At 48.6% G+C, this 17,258-nt stretch carries 21 protein-coding genes; 16 read left to right on the plus strand and 5 right to left on the minus strand.

Going from position 1 to position 17,258, the window contains the following annotated elements:
* The first annotated feature begins 14 nt into the window (after positions 1–14).
* From IAE55_RS02350 to IAE55_RS02395, 10 genes are all read left to right on the plus strand, one after another.
* On the plus strand, positions 15–1,037 hold the full coding sequence (locus IAE55_RS02350; RefSeq protein WP_145157260.1) for an ABC transporter substrate-binding protein: 1,023 nt from the start codon (positions 15–17) through the stop codon (positions 1,035–1,037).
* A gap of 32 nt (positions 1,038–1,069) precedes the next feature.
* On the plus strand, positions 1,070–2,680 hold the full coding sequence (locus IAE55_RS02355) for an FAD-binding protein (protein ID WP_145157261.1): 1,611 nt from the start codon (positions 1,070–1,072) through the stop codon (positions 2,678–2,680).
* A complete protein-coding gene (locus IAE55_RS02360; RefSeq protein WP_145157262.1) occupies positions 2,677–3,027 on the plus strand; it encodes a 4Fe-4S binding protein in 351 nt (116 codons plus the stop codon). Before IAE55_RS02355 ends, IAE55_RS02360 begins: the two co-directional genes overlap by 4 nt.
* 256 nt (positions 3,028–3,283) lie before the next feature.
* Positions 3,284–4,342 (plus strand): ATP synthase beta subunit C-terminal domain-containing protein, encoded by a 1,059-nt coding sequence (locus tag IAE55_RS02365; RefSeq protein WP_145157263.1) that lies wholly within the window; start codon positions 3,284–3,286, stop codon positions 4,340–4,342.
* 99 nt (positions 4,343–4,441) lie between these two features.
* The gene (locus IAE55_RS02370; protein ID WP_186381868.1) at positions 4,442–5,077 is read left to right on the plus strand and encodes a hypothetical protein; all 636 of its coding nucleotides are present in this window, start codon (positions 4,442–4,444) and stop codon (positions 5,075–5,077) included.
* 172 nt (positions 5,078–5,249) lie between these two features.
* Positions 5,250–6,401 carry a non-hydrolyzing UDP-N-acetylglucosamine 2-epimerase gene (gene wecB / locus IAE55_RS02375; RefSeq protein WP_200630816.1) on the plus strand — a complete coding sequence of 384 codons (1,152 nt, stop codon included), beginning with the start codon at positions 5,250–5,252 and terminating at the stop codon, positions 6,399–6,401.
* Between the two features lie 5 nt (positions 6,402–6,406).
* Positions 6,407–6,964 carry a hypothetical protein gene (locus tag IAE55_RS02380; protein WP_145157266.1) on the plus strand — a complete coding sequence of 186 codons (558 nt, stop codon included), beginning with the start codon at positions 6,407–6,409 and terminating at the stop codon, positions 6,962–6,964.
* Positions 6,965–7,192: 228 nt separating this feature from the next.
* Positions 7,193–7,795 (plus strand): class I SAM-dependent methyltransferase, encoded by a 603-nt coding sequence (locus IAE55_RS02385; protein ID WP_200630817.1) that lies wholly within the window; start codon positions 7,193–7,195, stop codon positions 7,793–7,795.
* A gap of 61 nt (positions 7,796–7,856) precedes the next feature.
* Entirely contained in the window at positions 7,857–8,843 is a 987-nt protein-coding gene (locus IAE55_RS02390; RefSeq protein ID WP_200630818.1) for a phosphotransferase enzyme family protein, read from the plus strand.
* 70 nt (positions 8,844–8,913) lie between these two features.
* Complete coding sequence (locus tag IAE55_RS02395; RefSeq protein ID WP_145157270.1) at positions 8,914–9,270, plus strand: hypothetical protein; 357 nt, start codon at positions 8,914–8,916, stop codon at positions 9,268–9,270.
* Between the two features lie 124 nt (positions 9,271–9,394).
* Here the strand turns inward: IAE55_RS02395 and trxA are convergent, their stop codons facing one another.
* Complete coding sequence (gene trxA / locus IAE55_RS02400) at positions 9,395–9,703, minus strand: thioredoxin (protein ID WP_145157271.1); 309 nt, start codon at positions 9,701–9,703, stop codon at positions 9,395–9,397.
* A 33-nt stretch (positions 9,704–9,736) separates the two neighbouring features.
* On the minus strand, positions 9,737–10,627 hold the full coding sequence (locus IAE55_RS02405; RefSeq protein ID WP_200630819.1) for a class I SAM-dependent methyltransferase: 891 nt from the start codon (positions 10,625–10,627) through the stop codon (positions 9,737–9,739).
* A gap of 339 nt (positions 10,628–10,966) precedes the next feature.
* On the opposite strand from IAE55_RS02405, the gene IAE55_RS02410 reads away from it, so the two are divergent.
* The gene (locus IAE55_RS02410; protein ID WP_200630820.1) at positions 10,967–11,524 is read left to right on the plus strand and encodes a GNAT family N-acetyltransferase; all 558 of its coding nucleotides are present in this window, start codon (positions 10,967–10,969) and stop codon (positions 11,522–11,524) included.
* A gap of 128 nt (positions 11,525–11,652) precedes the next feature.
* On the plus strand, positions 11,653–12,564 hold the full coding sequence (locus IAE55_RS02415; RefSeq protein ID WP_200630821.1) for a GNAT family N-acetyltransferase: 912 nt from the start codon (positions 11,653–11,655) through the stop codon (positions 12,562–12,564).
* An 89-nt stretch (positions 12,565–12,653) separates the two neighbouring features.
* On the opposite strand, the gene IAE55_RS02420 is transcribed toward IAE55_RS02415, so the two are convergent.
* Both IAE55_RS02420 and IAE55_RS02425 read right to left on the minus strand, forming a co-directional pair.
* On the minus strand, positions 12,654–13,391 hold the full coding sequence (locus tag IAE55_RS02420; RefSeq protein WP_200630822.1) for an SDR family oxidoreductase: 738 nt from the start codon (positions 13,389–13,391) through the stop codon (positions 12,654–12,656).
* Positions 13,392–13,470: 79 nt separating this feature from the next.
* Positions 13,471–13,725: an Atu4866 domain-containing protein gene (locus tag IAE55_RS02425; protein ID WP_200630823.1), complete on the minus strand. Its 255-nt coding sequence runs from the start codon at positions 13,723–13,725 to the stop codon at positions 13,471–13,473.
* Positions 13,726–13,942: 217 nt separating this feature from the next.
* Here IAE55_RS02425 and IAE55_RS02430 point away from each other — a divergent pair, with 217 nt between their 5' ends.
* The 4 genes from IAE55_RS02430 to IAE55_RS02445 all read left to right on the plus strand — a co-directional run bounded on the left by IAE55_RS02430 (position 13,943) and on the right by IAE55_RS02445 (position 16,618).
* On the plus strand, positions 13,943–14,875 hold the full coding sequence (locus IAE55_RS02430) for an AraC family transcriptional regulator (RefSeq protein ID WP_200630824.1): 933 nt from the start codon (positions 13,943–13,945) through the stop codon (positions 14,873–14,875).
* Positions 14,872–15,426, plus strand: coding sequence for a GNAT family N-acetyltransferase (locus tag IAE55_RS02435; protein ID WP_234489244.1), 555 nt, complete (start codon positions 14,872–14,874; stop codon positions 15,424–15,426). Before IAE55_RS02430 ends, IAE55_RS02435 begins: the two co-directional genes overlap by 4 nt.
* Positions 15,427–15,549: 123 nt before the next feature.
* On the plus strand, positions 15,550–15,861 hold the full coding sequence (locus IAE55_RS02440) for an ArsR/SmtB family transcription factor (RefSeq protein ID WP_200630825.1): 312 nt from the start codon (positions 15,550–15,552) through the stop codon (positions 15,859–15,861).
* 145 nt (positions 15,862–16,006) lie between these two features.
* Positions 16,007–16,618 (plus strand): NAD(P)H-dependent oxidoreductase, encoded by a 612-nt coding sequence (locus IAE55_RS02445; RefSeq protein WP_200630826.1) that lies wholly within the window; start codon positions 16,007–16,009, stop codon positions 16,616–16,618.
* A 149-nt stretch (positions 16,619–16,767) separates the two neighbouring features.
* Here IAE55_RS02445 and IAE55_RS02450 read toward each other — a convergent pair whose 3' ends face one another.
* Positions 16,768–17,235 carry a DinB family protein gene (locus IAE55_RS02450; RefSeq protein WP_076166093.1) on the minus strand — a complete coding sequence of 156 codons (468 nt, stop codon included), beginning with the start codon at positions 17,233–17,235 and terminating at the stop codon, positions 16,768–16,770.
* Positions 17,236–17,258: the final 23 nt, after the last annotated feature.

Below are 17,258 nucleotides of genomic sequence, written 5' to 3' on the forward strand. Positions count from 1 at the left end.
TGGGGGAGCCAATCATGAAGACAACGCATCATAAAAACACCAAACACGGCCGCTTTTGGAAGTCAGCTGTCATTCTTGCAGGTCTGCTAGCCGTCATCGTGGTTCAGGGCTGCTCGCCGTCCAAGCGCACCGGGGATGCTGCCGAAGCTGCCGCGGATAAGCCGACTGTGCTCAATTATGGCTACATCGGGATCAATAAATTAAATGTGCCGTCAAGCGGAGCTGAAGGCTGGGGATTCTATAAAGGGATTATTCAGGAGGAGCTGAAGAAGCATGGGATTACGCAGGTGAACCTGACCGGCTTCCCTAACGGACCCGACCAAACGGAATCATTAGTCAGCGGCCGGCTGGACGCGGGCAGCCTTGGCGATACACCGGCGATCATCGCTTACGCCTCCGGCGCGAAAACACGTTTGATTTCCCAGCCAGCGACCTATTCCATCGGGTACTTGTTTGCCAAAAAAGGCGGAGCTAAGTCCATCAAAGATTTGGAAGGCAAAACGATTGCCATTCAAAAGGGATCTTTTATGCACCGCTATGTCGTTGGCCTGCTCAAGCAGGAGGGCGTGAAGGATTATAAGCTGGTTCACATGCTGATTCCCGATGCGCAGGCAGCTTTGGCAAGGGGGGATGTCGACGCGTTGACCAACAATGGCGTGCAGGCCATGAAGCAGATTGACGAAGGTTATCCGCTGCTTGACGATGCCACCAAACATCCCGATCTGATCGGTACGAGTGCTACCGTCGTGTCCGACGCTTTTCTGGCCAAATTCCCCGACTTTCCGAAAATTTGGAACGAAGCGCGCAAAAAGGCGCTGGATGACTTAAAGCAGCACGAAAACGAATACTACCAATTTGTCGCGGATGCGCAGGGAACGACTCCGGATATTATCAAGAAGATTAGTCCGATCAGCGAGATCAAGGATACGCCGTTTACCGATGACGGCTTAAAGCTGATTGAAGGAACGAAAGACTTTCTGGTTGAAGAAAAGCTTGCGAAAAAAGATTTTGATATGAACGACTGGGTGCTGAAATAACCACGTACAGGACGATAGGGGGATTGCAGCGGATGGCACCCAAAATGGATATTCAATTAACCACGGATGTACTGGTTCTTGGTGGCGGGCCAGCTGGCGCTTGGGCGGCATGGAGAGCCGCGTCCAAGGGAGCAAGGGTTGTGCTTGCGGATAAAGGCTTCTTGGGCAGCAGCGGTGCGACGGCACCTGGAGGAACAACCCTGCTGGTGATTCCTCCGGTTGCCGAGCTGCGGGAAGATGCCGTACAGAGCAGGCTCAAGGCAGGCGGCTATCTGTCGGAGAATGCCTGGATTCACCGGGTCCTGGATGAGGTGGAGACCTATTTGGAAAAAGTCGGAGAATGGGGATATCCCTTTCCGAAAGATGATAACGGGAATCCGCTCCGCACGCATTTGCACGGCCCCGAATATATGAAGCTGATGCGCCGGGCGGTCCGGCAGGCCGGTGTGCGCATATTAGATCAGTCCCCTGCGCTGGAGCTGCTGCACGATGCGAATGGCGTCGGGGGAGCAAGAGGCATGAACCGGCTGACGGGCAGAGAATGGGAAGTGCGCTCCAATGCGGTCGTTCTGGCTACCGGCGGCTGTGCGTTTTTGAGCAATGGATTGGGCTGCAACGTACTTACCGGCGAGGGACTGCTTATGGCCGCCGAAACGGGAGCCGAGCTTTCCGGGATGGAATTCAGCCGCCAATATGCGCCGAGCGCCGCCTTTGGCAGTGTGACCCGGGGGAGAATGCTGGCTTGGTCTACGCTCTATGATCAAGAAGGACGCGTGATCGGCCGGGGTGACCGTGCCTTCGGCAGTCTGCAGCAGCATCTCCTGAAAGGACCGGTGTACGCCTCGATCAATTTGGCCGACACGGAGGAGAAGCGGCGGTTTCTTCGTCACGCGCATCCGATCTTCTTTATGCCGCTCGAGCGCGCAGGCATCGATCCGTTCCGGGATAAGTTTCCGCTCACGCTCCGGTACGAAGGGACGATGCGCGGGACGGGCGGGCTGCGGCTCACCGGGAATGACTGCCGCACGAGCGTTCCGGGTTTATATGCAGCGGGCGATGCCGCCTCGCGAGAGAAAGTAACGGGCGCCATTTCAGGCGGAGGAGCGTATAACGCTTCCTGGGCGATATGCAGCGGAAACTGGGCGGGTGAAGGTGCTGCGCAGTATGCACTATCCCAATCCGGGGATGCCTGTAAGCGGGATCTGACGCCGGCAGGACGATATGGCTTGGTGCAGCACTCCGACGCCGGCCGGCTGATGGACGTCCCGGAAATCATCTCGGCCGTTCAGCGCGAGGTGTTTCCCTTGTCGATTAACTTTTTCCGCAGCGAACCGGTCATCAGGGCGTCTCTCGACCGTTTGCACGGGCTTGTTCCTTTTTTGCATGACAGCGTATCTGACGATCACCGTCATCGTGTGCGTGCCCGGGAAGCGGCAGGCATGGTGGCTACGGCGAGATGGATGTACTCGGCCGCCCTTGCGCGCAAAGAGAGCCGCGGGCTGCATGCCTTTGCGGAATACCCCCAGCTGGATCCCCGTCAGACCCACCGTCTCCTGTTGTCGGGGGTCGACCGAATTCACATCCGGGCGGAAAAGGTTCCTCATGCGTCCGAACTCACGCCGGAGGAGGGGATGGTCTTATGATCGAGCTGGTCAGCCGGGAGCGGTGCATCGGTTGTTCCATTTGCGTAAAGGTCTGTCCAACCAACGTGTTTGATATGCAGGATGGACAGCTTGTGATCGCCAGGCAGGAAGACTGCCAGACATGCTTTATGTGCGAAGCGTATTGTCCAGTTGATGCTTTGTATGTTGCCCCTTATGCGGACCGATCCGTAGAGGTCAGCGAAGAGGCGTTGTTGCACCAAGGAATGCTCGGCAGCTGGAGAGCAGAAATCGGATGGACCGCGGGCAGTAAAACGACGATGGCCGCCCGGGATACTACGCCGTTTTTTGAACAATTTACGAAAACCCACCGGCCAAAGGAAAGCTAATGTAACGTACTGAAGCATATGGATGTGTAAAGCCACCCTGATTTCAAACAAAGGTGGCTTTTTTGGTGTGCTGATCGGCTGCCGCGAATGGGTGAGTGAGTTACCAATTTGTATTAGAGTCCTCGGTTTTCACTCAAATGTTGAAGTTTTAAATATGTCTTGGGTACAAGGTAACACAAATCACAAATTTTCCCTAATTATCTATTGCGCTATAGAGTAAAATAAATTACTATACAAAGTAAGGAGGTGCTAAAAAATGGATGAGGAGTTACAGCTTAACGTTCCGCTGCTGCGCCGACGCGTACCCAATCTAACGACGGCGGCACGGGAGGCTGGTCTAAGAGCGGCAACGGTTTCCAATCTATGTACAGGTAAAATCCCCGTCGGCCGCGCTGAAGTAAGGACGTTGGTGGCTCTTGCTTCTTTGGCGGGGTGCAGTCTTGATGAACTCATTATTAGAGGGAGTGGTGTTCGTATGATCGAGACAGGTGTAAAAGCGTTGGACTTGCTCGCCCCGGTAGTTCGCGGGGGAACCGTTGGATTTGTGGCACGGCCGAACATGGGGCAGCTCGTTATGCTCGCAGAGCTGATGCTCCGCATGAAGAAACGGGGATTCGCAACCGTGTTTTGGGACCCGCAATCGGACATTTCGGGCGTCGAGCTGGTTCAGGAACAATCCGAGTTTTCCCATTCGGCCAAAGAGGACGTTTATCAGCAAATTGTGGAGCTGCGCGGGGAAAAAGATATCCTCCTGGGTGTTGATCGGAGCAAAGTTTTATCCGGCGAGTTATTATCCTTGCGAGATCGTCTTAAAGAGGTGGGAGCCCGGCCCATCACGATCGCCCTTGTAGATATTAAGTGTGAAGCGGCTGACGATGATAATGCGTATGGACCTTTGGACACCCTGTGGAGATTTGACACTGATCTGATCAGCAGAGGCATTTATCCGGCTATCGATCCGATCGGGTCGACCTCAACTGTTCTGGAGGGAGCGCATCTGGATGCCGTTCATCTGACCACCCAGCAAGCGGCACGGAAACTGCTCCGCCGTTACAGAGAACTGAGATCGCTGGTGACCGTACTGGGCGCGGAGAAAATTTCCGATAGTGATTTGCTGCTGTACCAACGGGGCGAAAGGCTCGAAGCTTATCTTGCACAGCCTTTCTACGTATCCGAGCCCTATACAAAAAAACCGGGTGAATGGTTGACGCTTTATGATACACTGGCTGATGTGAAGCGGATCTTGGATGGCGAAATGGATACAACCGAGCCTTCCGAATTGTTTTTTAAAGGGCGGCTGGAAGTCACCAGCTGAAGCGGGATGATTGATATCTGGTAAACGGTTGCATGGGGCCGGTTCAGCTGACCGGCTCTTGCGTACCGTATCGAATGGTTATCGAAAGAGGTGAACGGCTTGATTCGCGGCGTCATACTCGAAGGTTTATCCACAACTGGGAAAACATCCGTATTATCTGCATTAAAAAGAGTACATAGTTCAAGTTCGCATGCCGAGCGAACGCTGATCGCGCTAAGTGAACATTACTCGCAAATCCTGCATTCCGATCACGGCGTGCTGAGGTCCTTGGATCAAAATGAACATATCCAGCTGTTAAATCAGCATATCGCTTATCTTGAACAGCTGCACGGTTGGATTGAATCTCTGGGTCAAACGAAACCGTCTAACGGAATTTTTTTCATCTTGGAGAGATTTCATCTGAATCATCGTGCGGCATTCGCAGATCATTCAGAAATTGAGGCTTTGGAACAGCGATTGCTGCGTCTCAATGCAAAATGCGTTCTTTTGACCTTGTCTCCGGAAGCTGTTACGACCCGATTTGTTGAAAGCCGAGGCGAAGCCTGGCGGTCCTATGTCATGGCGAATCATCCGTCTGCAGACGAAGCTTGCCGCAAGTTTGTTGAGGATCAGGAAAAGCTGCACATATGTATGAAACAATCGCTCATTCCTGGAATGGAAATCAACACCGACGAAGCAGCGTGGGATGATTATGCGAATCAAATTTTGAAGGCGTTGGACGAAAAAGCACAATAATACATACCAGGTTAAACAAGCTACAGGCTGCCGAAAAACGGCGGCCTGTTTGGGTTATAAAGGGAGTCATTCCTGAACAAAAGGAGATGTGGTGCTTCGCAACGAAGTAATATTATGGAAACGGTATAAAATCGTGGCAGAGAAGAGGATTTTCCAAAGGAGATAATCGACAATGAGGAAAAAAATAATGGTTATATTCGGCACTCGACCCGAAGCGACGAAAATGTGCCCGGTGATTCAAGAATTGCGCCATCATCAAGAATGGTTTGAGACGAAGGTGGTTGTTACCGGCCAGCACCGAGAACAATTATCTCAGGCTCTTTCACATTTTAATATTCAACCCGATGTCGACTTGGCTTTGATGAAAGAAAATCAATCACTGGCCTACTTAACTTCGGCTGCGATTGTTGGACTCGACAACATCATTAATGAGGACAAGCCTGACATGATACTGGTTCATGGAGATACGCAGACTGCGATGTGCGGAAGCTTGACAGCATTTTTTCATAAAATCCCGGTTGGGCATGTCGAAGCAGGCTTACGTTCTCATCAAAAATATTCGCCTTGGCCCGAAGAAGTAAATCGCAGAATTGTCGATGTTATTACAGATTTACTATTTGCGCCGACATCTGTTAGCAAGAACAATTTGAATAGAGAGGGTTATGATTCCGAACATATTTTTATTACCGGTCAAACTGCCGTCGATGCAGCAATTCTTACCAACAAAGCTGATTATAAGTTTCATAATGAACAATTAAACGATCTTGTCCAACTCCAAGGAAGATTGATTACTGTAACGGCCCACCGCCGGGAAAATTATGGGGAACCTATGCAGCAAATGTTCAAGGCGATCCGACGTGTGGCTGATGAACATCCAGATGTCCATATCGTTTATCCGGTTCATTTGAGTCCATATGTCCAAGATACCGCATTTACGATGTTGTCCGGTCATGATCGGATCCATTTGCTTGATCCCATTGAATACCCTGATATGATCAATCTGTTATCCCGTTCTCATCTTGTATTAAGTGATTCAGGCGGACTTCAAGAAGAAACACCCGTTTTTAATAAACCGTTGATCCTGATGCGAGATACTACAGAACGGCCAGAGGCTGTTGCGGCGAATGCCGTTTACCTGTCCGGAACCCAAGAGGATTCTATTTTTAGCATAGCCAATAAACTATTAACGGACCCGGATCTCTATCATCTGATGGCAAATGCGAGAAACCCATTTGGTGACGGGCTCGCCTCCAAAAGAATCGTACATATTATTGCCCATCATTTCGGATTAACTCAAGACCTGCCAAATGAATTCGAGGAGTAACCCTGATGACCCAACACTACTATATCGCTTCAAGCCGAGAGCTTCCTACCGGCTCCTTCGGTATGAACAAAACGGTAATGACCATTCGGGATTACATTGAAAAAGTGAACCCATCGGCGAAAGATCAGATTGTGATGCAAGCCCTACTGGAAAAGGACCCGGAGGGGGATCAGCTGATGGATATCTTCGAAACGGAATTGGACGCAGCTGGCTTGTATATAGCGGGCCCTATGAAATCAGTAGACGCTTCGTGCCCGTTCCGGCAGCCATACATTTATCAGGTAGACCCTGATGGAGGCTCATTCGAGATGAGTGATGCAAAGAAACGGTCTGCCCCTGAATCTTTCCAATGCAGCAAAAAATGCATAACGGAGCTGTTTCGGTTTATTGATCGTCATTTAAAGACTGGTGAAGAATTGGAACTGTACTCTTGCACGCATTACGGATTTGATCGATCCTGGGAGTTGCCTAACAAGGATGATCTTGTAATTGATTTGTCCACTTTTCCATTGGGGGACAATTTTGAGTGGAAAGAGCGCCAAATGATACGAGTAAGAAAGTAAAGTGTTTGACGAAAAGATATGGGGAAGTATCCATCTGGCCATCTGAAGTGCCCCAAACCAATGCGAACATGCCAATTTGTCCTCCATCCACTGGGATATCGTGCTAAATCAGTGCGGGGAGTGGGGCGGCGGCCGGCTTTGGTTTGATGACGTCTTGGTCAGGGAGAACGGCCGATTTGTATTGGATGAGCTGCAGGGGTTAAATCGTGAATAAGGCGGGATAAAGAAATGGATAAAACAAATCTGGCGAAATCGTATGATATCGATTCACACCGAAGAGCAAACGCGAATCCGGCGGATTGGAAGGTGATCGAGAGGGACAGGTTTCTTAACCACCTGCAGGATTCAGGTAAAAGGAAACTTCTAGAAATCGGTGCCGGAACAGGGATAGACAGCCTTTACTTTAAAGATCATGGTCTAAAGGTAACCAGCATTGATTTATCCAGTGAAATGGTGCGTTACTGCAGAGAAAGAGGGCTGCAGGCATATGTGATGGATTTCTATCATCTAACATTTGAGGACGATTCGTTTGATGCTGTCTACGCCTTAAACTGTCTGCTGCATGTGCCCAAAAATGAAATAGGCGGCGTGCTGTCGGAAATCAAACGAGTGATGAAGCCTGATGGATTATTTTATATGGGACTATATGGAGGTACAGATTCCGAGGGGGTTTGGGAAAACGACTGGTGTGAGCCAAAACGGTTTTTCGCCTCTTATTCAGATTGTTCTATCCGAGCGCTAACGGGACAATATTTCAAGGAAATCAGCTTTCAAACCGTTCCTTTAAAAGAGGGTGAGCCCTATTTTCAGGGACTCCTGTTACAGAAATAAAAAATGAAATCCAGGGCGGGCAGAAAATCGGTTCGCAAACATGAAGATACGGAGGTTTCAAATGGTCACAGCGGATATTTTGTCCAAAGCGGCCGCATCGTTTGACTTTGATGTGAATACGCTGGAGTTTGTTAGCCATTCAACGAATGAGGTATACCGGTTTTCGAAAAACAATGAATATTATTTCCTGCGGATATCAGCTAAGCCTCTCGCCTATGCAGAAAAGATACACGCCGAATTGGAATGGGTACACGATTTGGTACACCATGGCGTAAACGCCTCTATGCCGATCTTAACGAAGGATCAACAGCTAACCGCCGTGTATGAAGAAGACGGGCAATGTTTTATTGCCGCTGTTTTTTGCATGGCACCGGGAAAATTCTTCGATAAAGGCAACCCTCACTTATGGGGGACAGACATCTACCATGCATGGGGAGAAACCATGGGGAAGATGCACAAGCATTCGAAGTCCTATAAACCTTTGGTGAAGGGTAGGCAAAGAGATCATTGGAGCAAGAGCGGGTTCAGCAATCCGAATTTGCAGCGTGGGAAGTACAGGGTGCTTCTCGAAAAATTACAAAGCATTGAAGATCAAATTGATTCGCTCCCTCGGAATGACAATGGTTATGGGCTGATCCACAATGATTTTCATCCCTACAATTTCATGATCGACGGAGATACGATTACCGTATTTGATTTTGACGACTGCATTTATGGCTGGTATGCACTGGACATTGCCATTGCTTCAGCACATGCGGTTTGGTGGGGGTCCCCTGGAGAAGACCGAAAGTCAAAAAATGAATTTTCCCGGAGATTTTTGGATGATTTTCTTGCAGGGTACTTCAAGCATCATCAATTGGACTCTCATTGGATTCAGCGGATTCCCTTGTTTATGGATTACCGAAATATATGTTCCTTCTTCTGGTGGCTGCAGGATTGGGATGGTGATGAAAGTCAACTGAATGATTTTCAGAAGGATGCAATAACAGAGGCGGTGAAAATCATCGCGGATGGCCGCTCCTTTGACGGCTGTGAGATTGAAATGTAGTGTTGCCATATCCAGTGTGTCAGATCAGGGCCCCAGAAAGGCTCTCACTGTATGGAAAGGGGAGTACCGCTTGAATCTTAAGAAAGGCATCTTTGCACTTGCGTGTACCGGGATCGCTCTGTTGTTGTTCTTTATTGTGATTATGTACAACAATCCCCAAACCAGAGGCCAAGTATCTCTTGAAAAGCAATTGAACACGATCATTGCTAACCACGCTGTTGATCAAATCAAGTCTCTTTCGCAAAATGAACAGACTTATCAGTTTATGGCACGCCTGAGCCCGACGATTCAATGCAAGAGAACATCCGACATCCAGGGTATGAATCGTGATTCACAATATTATTATGTGACAACGTTAGACGATAAGAATGTTGATGTTTATATCCGCAAAGGTGATTGGAAGGTCATGGGGATTCATTTGCAGTAAACCTTTGGATTCAGAATCAGCGATAGATCGGCCACCTTGAGGTACAAGATTGAACGATAAGCAAAAGCCGGAGATTCCAGTTGAAGGAATTCCGGCTTTGATTTTGCTGCCCTTGATTTATGCCTTAGGCCGTGAGCTCCTTCAAAATCTGTTTCGGCAGAATCCCCGATTCCTGGTAAACGAGCTTGCCATCTTTAAAAATAAGGGTGGTCGGTATGCTCATAATCTGAAATTGGGAAGAGGTCACCGGGTTATCATCTACATTCACTTTAATCACGTTAACCGAACCGCTTGTTTCCCTTTCAAAATCCTCCAGAATAGGAGCAAATATTTTACAAGGACCGCACCATGATGCCCAAAAATTCACGACCGTTACGCCTTCTGTCTGCATCATATTTTTAAACGTTGCGTCTGTTGCATGCTGAATCGCCATCGTTATCTTCCTTTCAATAATAGATTTCCCGACTCAAATCTCTCTGGTGTACATGTTCTGATCCTGCAGTCGAATCAGTACTTTGCCAAAACGCCCGCCCTGTTGGAAGGTTACTTGTCCAGACGGATATGCTTGGTCCAGATAGTCTGCAACGATTGTTTGGTTGCGCTCATCGACAGGAAGACCATGTCTGCGAAGCCAGCTCATCATCTCCTGCAGCGCCTCTTCTTTCGACATCTCTACCGTTTTCGTTTCCCTGGTGACTAGGGACTCATAGGAATAGCCTTTGAGATACAGTAAATGGAGCAAATATCCCATTTCCGCTGGTTTGGACTTGTAAGCTTCGCCGGTGACGAGCGGCCAAATTTCGTTGACCAGACTATGTTCTGCAGAAGAAACAGGCAGACTGATATAACAGAATTTTCGGGCACATTGGAGCACTTTCTCTACGCTCTCCCAGTCGCGAATGACCGGGCACATCGAAACGAAGACGAGATCGAAAGCCTGGCTCAAGCCATTGGCTTGAACGTCGATTTCCTCAAACGGTACGGGCATAATCTTTAATTGGCCTTCGTCAAACTTGGCTATGTTTTCCTTCAGCAATTCAACTTGTGGAGGAGAGGACTCAACGGCCGTTACACGGGCTCCCCGTTCTGCAAACGGCACCGAAAATACGCCCGAAGCGGCGCCGATGTCCAGCACTGAGGCATTCTTAAATGATACCCCTTGTCCCTCAATCCAGTTCAAGATCCGATGGGTTCGTTTTCTTCCCTCCGGGCTAAATGACTGCTCATGGAAAGCCTTGGCTTTATGATCAAAGTCTCGAGAAGGGTCGATGCCGGCCTGTTTGGACCTGTTGATATAGGTGTCGGGATCTTCTTTCCACGCTTTTTCCCAGCGGGCTTCATTAAAAAAATCGCTCATGATCTTTTAAACCTCCATAGATCTGTTATATCCATAATTGGAACAAAAAAATAAATTTGTCTGTATGTTTAAAACGATAAGGCTCTTGCTTGACCGAAACCATCGTAAACCTCACACCAAAATACTTATAGAGAAGAGGGATGGTTCAAGTGAGATCCTCCTTTCAGTTCGATAATATTATAGACCTACAATATCCATAATAAAATATACTCCATGGATTTGCAATGCTTTCTTCAGAAAATTCATTGTATAGCTGTTCATATCCCTTCATAATTTTGATACGAGAGACTAAGATCTTAATTAAAGAACGTTAATGTTTGACAAAGGAGGAGTCATTCGATGTACAAGGCTATAGTCAATGATGATACATACATTTCGATTCTGGAAGACAGGCATGCGAACGAGCTTTATCATTTAATTGACAGCAGTCGTGAATCTATACGGCAGTGGCTTCAGTTTCCTGATCTTACGCATAAAGTCGAGGACACAAGAGCTTTTATAAGCAGGTCATTAAAAAGATTCGCCAATAACGATGGGTACTGGGCTGGGATATGGTATAAGGAACAGATTGCAGGGTCCATAGGTTTTCTAGGGATCGATTGGGAAGCGGGTCGGACAGAAATAGGCTACTGGCTAGGCTCTTCATTTGAGGGGAATGGTTTAATGACTTCTGCATGCAGTACGTTTGTCGCTCATGCGTTCCGTGATCTGCGGCTTCGTAAAGTCGAGATCGGCGCAGCTGCAGGCAATATCAGGAGCCGAGCGATTCCGGAACGATTGGGCTTCACGCAGGAAGGGATTATCCGGAATTACGAACGTTTACATGACCTATATTTAGACAGAGTCATTTACGGTCTTACGCAAAAGGAGTGGTTAGACCAGCAAGCCATGTCCTAATTGACCGCCTGATCTTCGGTAACCTCCAAAACGAATATAAACGAATGTTACCAAACAAGTGTAACGTAAAATGGTAAAATCAACCTGTTAGAGAAGAGTTACAGATCATTCAAAAGTGAGGTTCGTGAATGACACTGATTGGAGTCCGCCATTTTACGAATGAAGATTTTCAGATGCTGGGTGATTTGTATGCTGCCGTAACTTCAAGGGGAGAAACGGTGTTCTGGTGGGTTGGAGACGAAGCCAATTGGCCGAATGTGTTCATTGCGTTGGAGGGAGAACGAATCATCGGAAAAGGGCAGGTCAGCGTTATTTCGGAAATCCCGGCTGAAAGCCCGCAGGACCATAAACACCGTATCTATCTCAACTTGAAGACGCGTCCGGAAAGGGAGAATGACTATAATCTCTATGATCTGCTATACGAACCTTTACTGAATAGGGCTTACGAGTTGAAAGCAGCCCTTCCCCCAGCTCACCAGACGTTGATTGGGATCGGTAACCAGTCCACGGAAGTGAACAACACCCAATATTTTATATCGAAAGGATTCAGTTACAGTAAAAGTTTGTATACCATGCAAAGAGCACTGGTTGGAGAAATGGATCCATTGGCTCTTTCCGCACCTAATCGCTGTATCCAGTGGGACATGCCGTCGGAAGCCAGCATCCATGAATACTTGGCAGCAGACATGGAAATTTGGCCGGGGGCTCCCATTGGGATGGAGCGGCTCATGGAAAACCGGAAGAATCGAGCGTGGACTTCTTTTGTCGTCAGGGAGAATGATACGCTGGTCGGCAGCGTGATGGCATGGGTGGATGCAGAGGGGGATGGCGTCATCGAGGATGTTTTTGTCAGAGAACCTTGGCGACAACAGGGCATTGCCAAGCATTTGCTGTACCAAGCGCTGACCTATCTCAAACATATCGGATGTGAGTGTGCCGTACTGCAGGTTGAAACGGCCAATTCATCGGCCTTATCCTTGTATCATGCCGTGGGGTTCAAAGAGGTACCGGAGGAAGTACGATATGAGCGGGACTTCTAACCGCTTAAAAACAATCAGGCAGCCGGATCGTTTTGTCGACCGGCTGCCTGATTCGCATTAGGATGCTTAATTTTTATTTATTCATCGTATCATCCAAGCCGGGCTGTGGGGCGAACCACCAGCTCGTTCACATCGACGTCCGCCGGCTGCTCGATCGCATAGGCGATGGCTCGGGCAATAGCGGAAGCAGGAAGAGCGTTACGCCGGTACGTTTTCATAAATTCCCTTGCCCCGTCATCCGTAATGCTCTCAGCGAGCTCGGATTCCGTTACGCCGGGAGAAACGAGCGTTACCCGAATGTCTGCATCAATTTCCTGCCGCAAACCTTCCGTGATGGCGCGAACGGCGTATTTGGTTGCACAGTATACCGCCGCCGTCGGCGTGACCGAATAAGCCCCGATGGAAGCCACGTTAATCATATGGCCGGATTGCTGCTCCTTCATTACGGGTAGACCTGCGGCAATGCCGTGCAGAACCCCGCGGATATTGACGTCGATCATCCGGTTCCATTCGTCGATTTTCAAAGCTTCCAATGGTGATAGAGGCATCACGCCGGCATTGTTCACGATGACATCGACCCGTCCGAACTTGCTTTGCGCCAAGCGGATGATGGACTGCATTTGCTCGATATTCGTTACATCCAGCTGTTGATATAGGGCGGAGCCTCCTTCTGCCTCAATAAGGGAAGCCAGTGCTTCCAGTCTTTCTACGCGTCTGGCCCCCATGACGACGTGGGCGCCCCGGCTGGCGAGAAGCTTCGCTGTAGCTTCGCCGATCCCGCTGCTTGCACCTGTAATAACAACTACTTTTCCATTGATTTCGGACATTGAACATTTCTCCTTTGGATTTGATTTATGCTAAGTTGCTCGATTCGAACTCCTGTGATGAAAAAGGGGCATCTCCCTGCTAATTTTCACGATAGAGAATCATGCCGGCGTGGTAGAGCACCGAATCACGGAAGTCGCCGTCCGCTGTAAACCCTGTATCATCCACATATTCGATATGGTCGCCTACAATGGTGTACCTGCCTTGATAAGCGCTCTTCCGATTACCGCGCGCTTCGTCATACCGCCCGTTCGGCAGCAGCTCATGCCGGATGTAACCGTCTTTTGTCACCCACATGCCGACATACGGATGGGATTGTACGTTTTGTGCAGCCATTGAATATTCTCCTTTCCTTTGCGAAAACCGGATTGAATTCTGCCTTGTCATCGTTTTCTACAGTTATGTTATCCGGACCCTGTTTCGCATTTCTTACATGTTCATTATCGTTCTTTCGGGAATAGGGACGGTAGCCGGATCATACAAGATGATTGCCTAATCCTCCAGAAGCGGATAAAGTTAAGCTAATCATATTGATCAAAGGGGGAAGAAGAGGATGGATGAATGGTTCGAGAAACAAAGAAATGAACTGCTCCGGATCATCGAGAAGTTCACACCGGAGGACGGTACGCATGAGACAGAAGTTCCCGGTTTGCGCTTCATTCGCTCTTCCCGGTTATCCGAACCGGTATATTCTGTCTATGAGCCGTCCCTTTGCGTCGTAGCGCAGGGTTCCAAGGTGGTTATGCTGGGACAAGAGGTGTATCAGTATGACCCGAGTAGTTACCTAACCGCTTCAGTCCAATTACCGATTACAGGGCAAGTGATGGAGGCATCGAATGAAACGCCGTATTTAAGCCTGCAGATCCTTTTTGATATGAACCAAATTCTTGATGTGATTCAAGCATCTGATGATGCCATCCGAGCTGGGAATGAGACCAGCCGGGGGTTGAAGGTAAGCCAGCTCAACGATACGCTTCTGGATGCCGTGCTGCGGCTTGTGAAACTGGTCGAAACACCGAGTGATATTCCGGTGCTTGCGCCCTATGCCATGCGGGAAATTATTTACCGGGTTCTTCAGAACGAGCACAGCGCATCTCTGATGCAATTTGCCGTGATCGGAAGCCACGCACAGCGAATCGCGGGGGTGGTTGAGAAGATTAACCGCGATTTTGCCCTTCCTCTTCGCGTAGAAGAATTGGCTGCGGAGGCCCGTATGAGCACTTCGTCTTTGTACGATTATTTCAAGGAAGTCACAGGGATGAGTCCGATCCAGTACCAAAAGCAGATCCGTTTGCAAGAGGCGCGCCGGCTGCTCTTCTCCGAATCGATCGATGCGGCGGAAGCTGCGTTTCAGGTCGGATACGAGAGTCCGTCGCATTTTAGCAGGGAATATGCCCGGATGTTTGGGATGCCGCCGGTCCGGGACCTACGCCGATTGCGGAGCACGATTGTTGACGAAATGATGATTTCGGCGGAAATCAAATGAAAGGAAATGAATTTATGGATTTTAAGTTGTGCCTTATTCCTTATGAAGATAAGACACTGCTGTACAATCTCATACAGCTATACCGCTACGACAGCAGTGAGTTTGATGGGCATGTGCTGAACAGGCACGGTCAATACTTATACAAATACATTGATCACCAATGGACAGATGAATATCGGAGGCCCTTTATGGTCTCTGTGGACGGGGAAATCGCAGGATTTGTTCTGGTCAGTCTGGATGTACCACAGGAGTATATGAAATTGAGCAAGGCTGAGAAAACAAATTTAATCAGCGATTTTTTTATCATGAGAAAATACCGGAGGAGAGGGGTAGGCAAAAAAGCTGCCTTTACCTTATTCGGGGAGTTCAAAGGGATATGGGAGATCAGGCAAACGGTTGGCAACAAGCCGGCGTATGCTTTTTGGAAACATGTGATTTCAGAGTATACACAACACGATCGTTATTGCGAAGAATTTCTTCAAAACGAGCAGTGGCATGGTCCGGTCTTTGTCTTTCATTCTGATACAGACGAGTCCGATGAAATACAGTGACATGAGGTATAAGTGTAATCAAAATAACAAGTTGTTGGCTTAGTTGGCTTGCAGATAGTAAGGGTTTAACAATACTTTTACCGTCATGTTGACATATCGGGAATTATCGATATAATAAAAATCATGAAATCATTTGAACCCATTGAAGTGTTTAAAGCATTGTCCAATGAAGCGCGTTTGCAAATTTTAGAGTGGTTGAAAGATCCTCCAGCCTATTTTGGCCCCCAGGAAGGGGTGGACCTGATCGAAGTTGGGGTTTGCGTAAGCCAAATTACTGCCAAGCTGAACATGACTCAATCGACCACATCCCAGTATTTGTCCGTGCTGCAGCGGGCAGGTCTGATCCATGCAACCCGGATTGGCAAGTGGACCTATTACAAAAGGGATGAAGAAGCGATTCAGGCCATCGCCTCGTACATCCAGAAAGACCTGTAATGATAGAGACTGGATTCAATTCAATGAATTCAGTTTTTATATACAAAACAAATCGATAATTCGAGATATGTGATATCGATATTATTTTTTATCCAATACATCGACATATCCCGAAATGCAATTGGATGATAAGGAGATGTTTGAAATGACTAACCCTTCGATCTTGACCAACGATACGCATTCCAGCCAAACTAACCGATCCTCAAGGACCGCTACACTTGTGATCGTTGCTCATCCCGATTTGGAGCATTCTCGGATCAACAGGCGACTGGCCGAAGAGCTGGAGCGGCGGGGCAATGTGACCGTACATCGGCTGTATGAAGCCTATCCGGATGAAAAGATCGATATCGCAACCGAGCAGGCGCTGCTTATGGCGCACGACCGTGTCGTTCTTCAATTTCCTTTTTTCTGGTACAGCTCGCCTTCCTTACTGAAGAAATGGATGGATGAAGTGTTCGAGTTTGGATGGGCCCATGGACCAGGCGGGGTCAAGCTGAATGGAAAAGAGCTAATCATCGCCATCTCTTCCGGAGGTTCTCCGAGCATGTACCAAGCCGGCGGCTTTCACAATTACTCTTATAGCGAGCTGCTCCGTCCCTTCCAACAGACGGCAAACCTGACCGGGATGGTTTATCGGTCTCCGTTTGTCATTGGCAGAATCCGCGAAGTCAGCGATGAGCAGCTGGAGAAGTATGCCGCAGAATACGCGGACTATGTAGAAGGCGAGAAAGCCTTATCAGGCACAACAAGTGCTTAACACGGTAAAAGATTAGTTCTCACGCATAAGTTAAAGCCCCTTCCAGGCGCCAAGCGCTGCTGTGAAGGGGCTTCTTTCGTTTAGCTGGTAGAACTTCCACTATGACGGATGTTTTCGCGTGAATGCAATCCGTTTTACAAGGAAGCCGGCTATTGTACCGCTTTTTGCTGGCTCGTAATCGTTCCCAGGTGGATAGCTTCGTGCATCAAGGCAAAGTTGAACAACTCGGCAGCGGTCGTGAATTCAAAGGGCCCCAACACGAACGGGGACTTCAGATCCTGCTGAAGCATATCCGGCGTAATCTCCGAAATCTGGGACAGCTGATTGGCAAGCTGCTGCACCAATTCTTCTTGGGATGGCGGAGCAATCGTCCAGTCGGCCGGCTTTGTACCGCTGTTGAACAGCGTTTCGTAGGAAGCCGGAATAGTCGACGCTGAACCGAAGCACAGCTGCTGATATCGATCGAGCCAAAATACGATATGCCCGACGTTCCAGCGGATCGTATTTCGAAAACCTGCCGGCGTTATGTCGAAGAGCGATTCCGGTATGCCCTGTACCTGACCGATCACCAATTGATGCAGCACCTTGCCCGTATTCACGATAGATTGTGTACTCATTTGTAATTCCTCCTTAGTGGTTT

The sequence above is a fragment of the Paenibacillus sp. S28 genome (assembly GCF_016624415.1).
Lineage (GTDB): Bacteria > Bacillota > Bacilli > Paenibacillales > Paenibacillaceae > Paenibacillus_AQ > Paenibacillus_AQ favisporus.

Bases quoted from the DNA above. Each gene is read 5' to 3' on its own strand.
- IAE55_RS02350 (WP_145157260.1), top strand. From the start codon at position 15: ATGAAGACAACGCATCATAAAAACACCAAACACGGCCGCTTTTGGAAG.
- IAE55_RS02355 (WP_145157261.1), top strand. From the start codon at position 1,070: ATGGCACCCAAAATGGATATTCAATTAACCACGGATGTACTGGTTCTT.
- IAE55_RS02360 (WP_145157262.1), top strand. From the start codon at position 2,677: ATGATCGAGCTGGTCAGCCGGGAGCGGTGCATCGGTTGTTCCATTTGC.
- IAE55_RS02365 (WP_145157263.1), top strand. From the start codon at position 3,284: ATGGATGAGGAGTTACAGCTTAACGTTCCGCTGCTGCGCCGACGCGTA.
- wecB (WP_200630816.1), top strand. From the start codon at position 5,250: ATGAGGAAAAAAATAATGGTTATATTCGGCACTCGACCCGAAGCGACG.
- IAE55_RS02380 (WP_145157266.1), top strand. From the start codon at position 6,407: ATGACCCAACACTACTATATCGCTTCAAGCCGAGAGCTTCCTACCGGC.
- IAE55_RS02385 (WP_200630817.1), top strand. From the start codon at position 7,193: ATGGATAAAACAAATCTGGCGAAATCGTATGATATCGATTCACACCGA.
- IAE55_RS02390 (WP_200630818.1), top strand. From the start codon at position 7,857: ATGGTCACAGCGGATATTTTGTCCAAAGCGGCCGCATCGTTTGACTTT.
- trxA (WP_145157271.1), bottom strand. From the start codon at position 9,703: ATGGCGATTCAGCATGCAACAGACGCAACGTTTAAAAATATGATGCAG.
- IAE55_RS02405 (WP_200630819.1), bottom strand. From the start codon at position 10,627: ATGAGCGATTTTTTTAATGAAGCCCGCTGGGAAAAAGCGTGGAAAGAA.
- IAE55_RS02410 (WP_200630820.1), top strand. From the start codon at position 10,967: ATGTACAAGGCTATAGTCAATGATGATACATACATTTCGATTCTGGAA.
- IAE55_RS02415 (WP_200630821.1), top strand. From the start codon at position 11,653: ATGACACTGATTGGAGTCCGCCATTTTACGAATGAAGATTTTCAGATG.
- IAE55_RS02420 (WP_200630822.1), bottom strand. From the start codon at position 13,391: ATGTCCGAAATCAATGGAAAAGTAGTTGTTATTACAGGTGCAAGCAGC.
- IAE55_RS02425 (WP_200630823.1), bottom strand. From the start codon at position 13,725: ATGGCTGCACAAAACGTACAATCCCATCCGTATGTCGGCATGTGGGTG.
- IAE55_RS02430 (WP_200630824.1), top strand. From the start codon at position 13,943: ATGGATGAATGGTTCGAGAAACAAAGAAATGAACTGCTCCGGATCATC.
- IAE55_RS02435 (WP_234489244.1), top strand. From the start codon at position 14,872: ATGAAAGGAAATGAATTTATGGATTTTAAGTTGTGCCTTATTCCTTAT.
- IAE55_RS02440 (WP_200630825.1), top strand. From the start codon at position 15,550: ATGAAATCATTTGAACCCATTGAAGTGTTTAAAGCATTGTCCAATGAA.
- IAE55_RS02445 (WP_200630826.1), top strand. From the start codon at position 16,007: ATGACTAACCCTTCGATCTTGACCAACGATACGCATTCCAGCCAAACT.
- IAE55_RS02450 (WP_076166093.1), bottom strand. From the start codon at position 17,235: ATGAGTACACAATCTATCGTGAATACGGGCAAGGTGCTGCATCAATTG.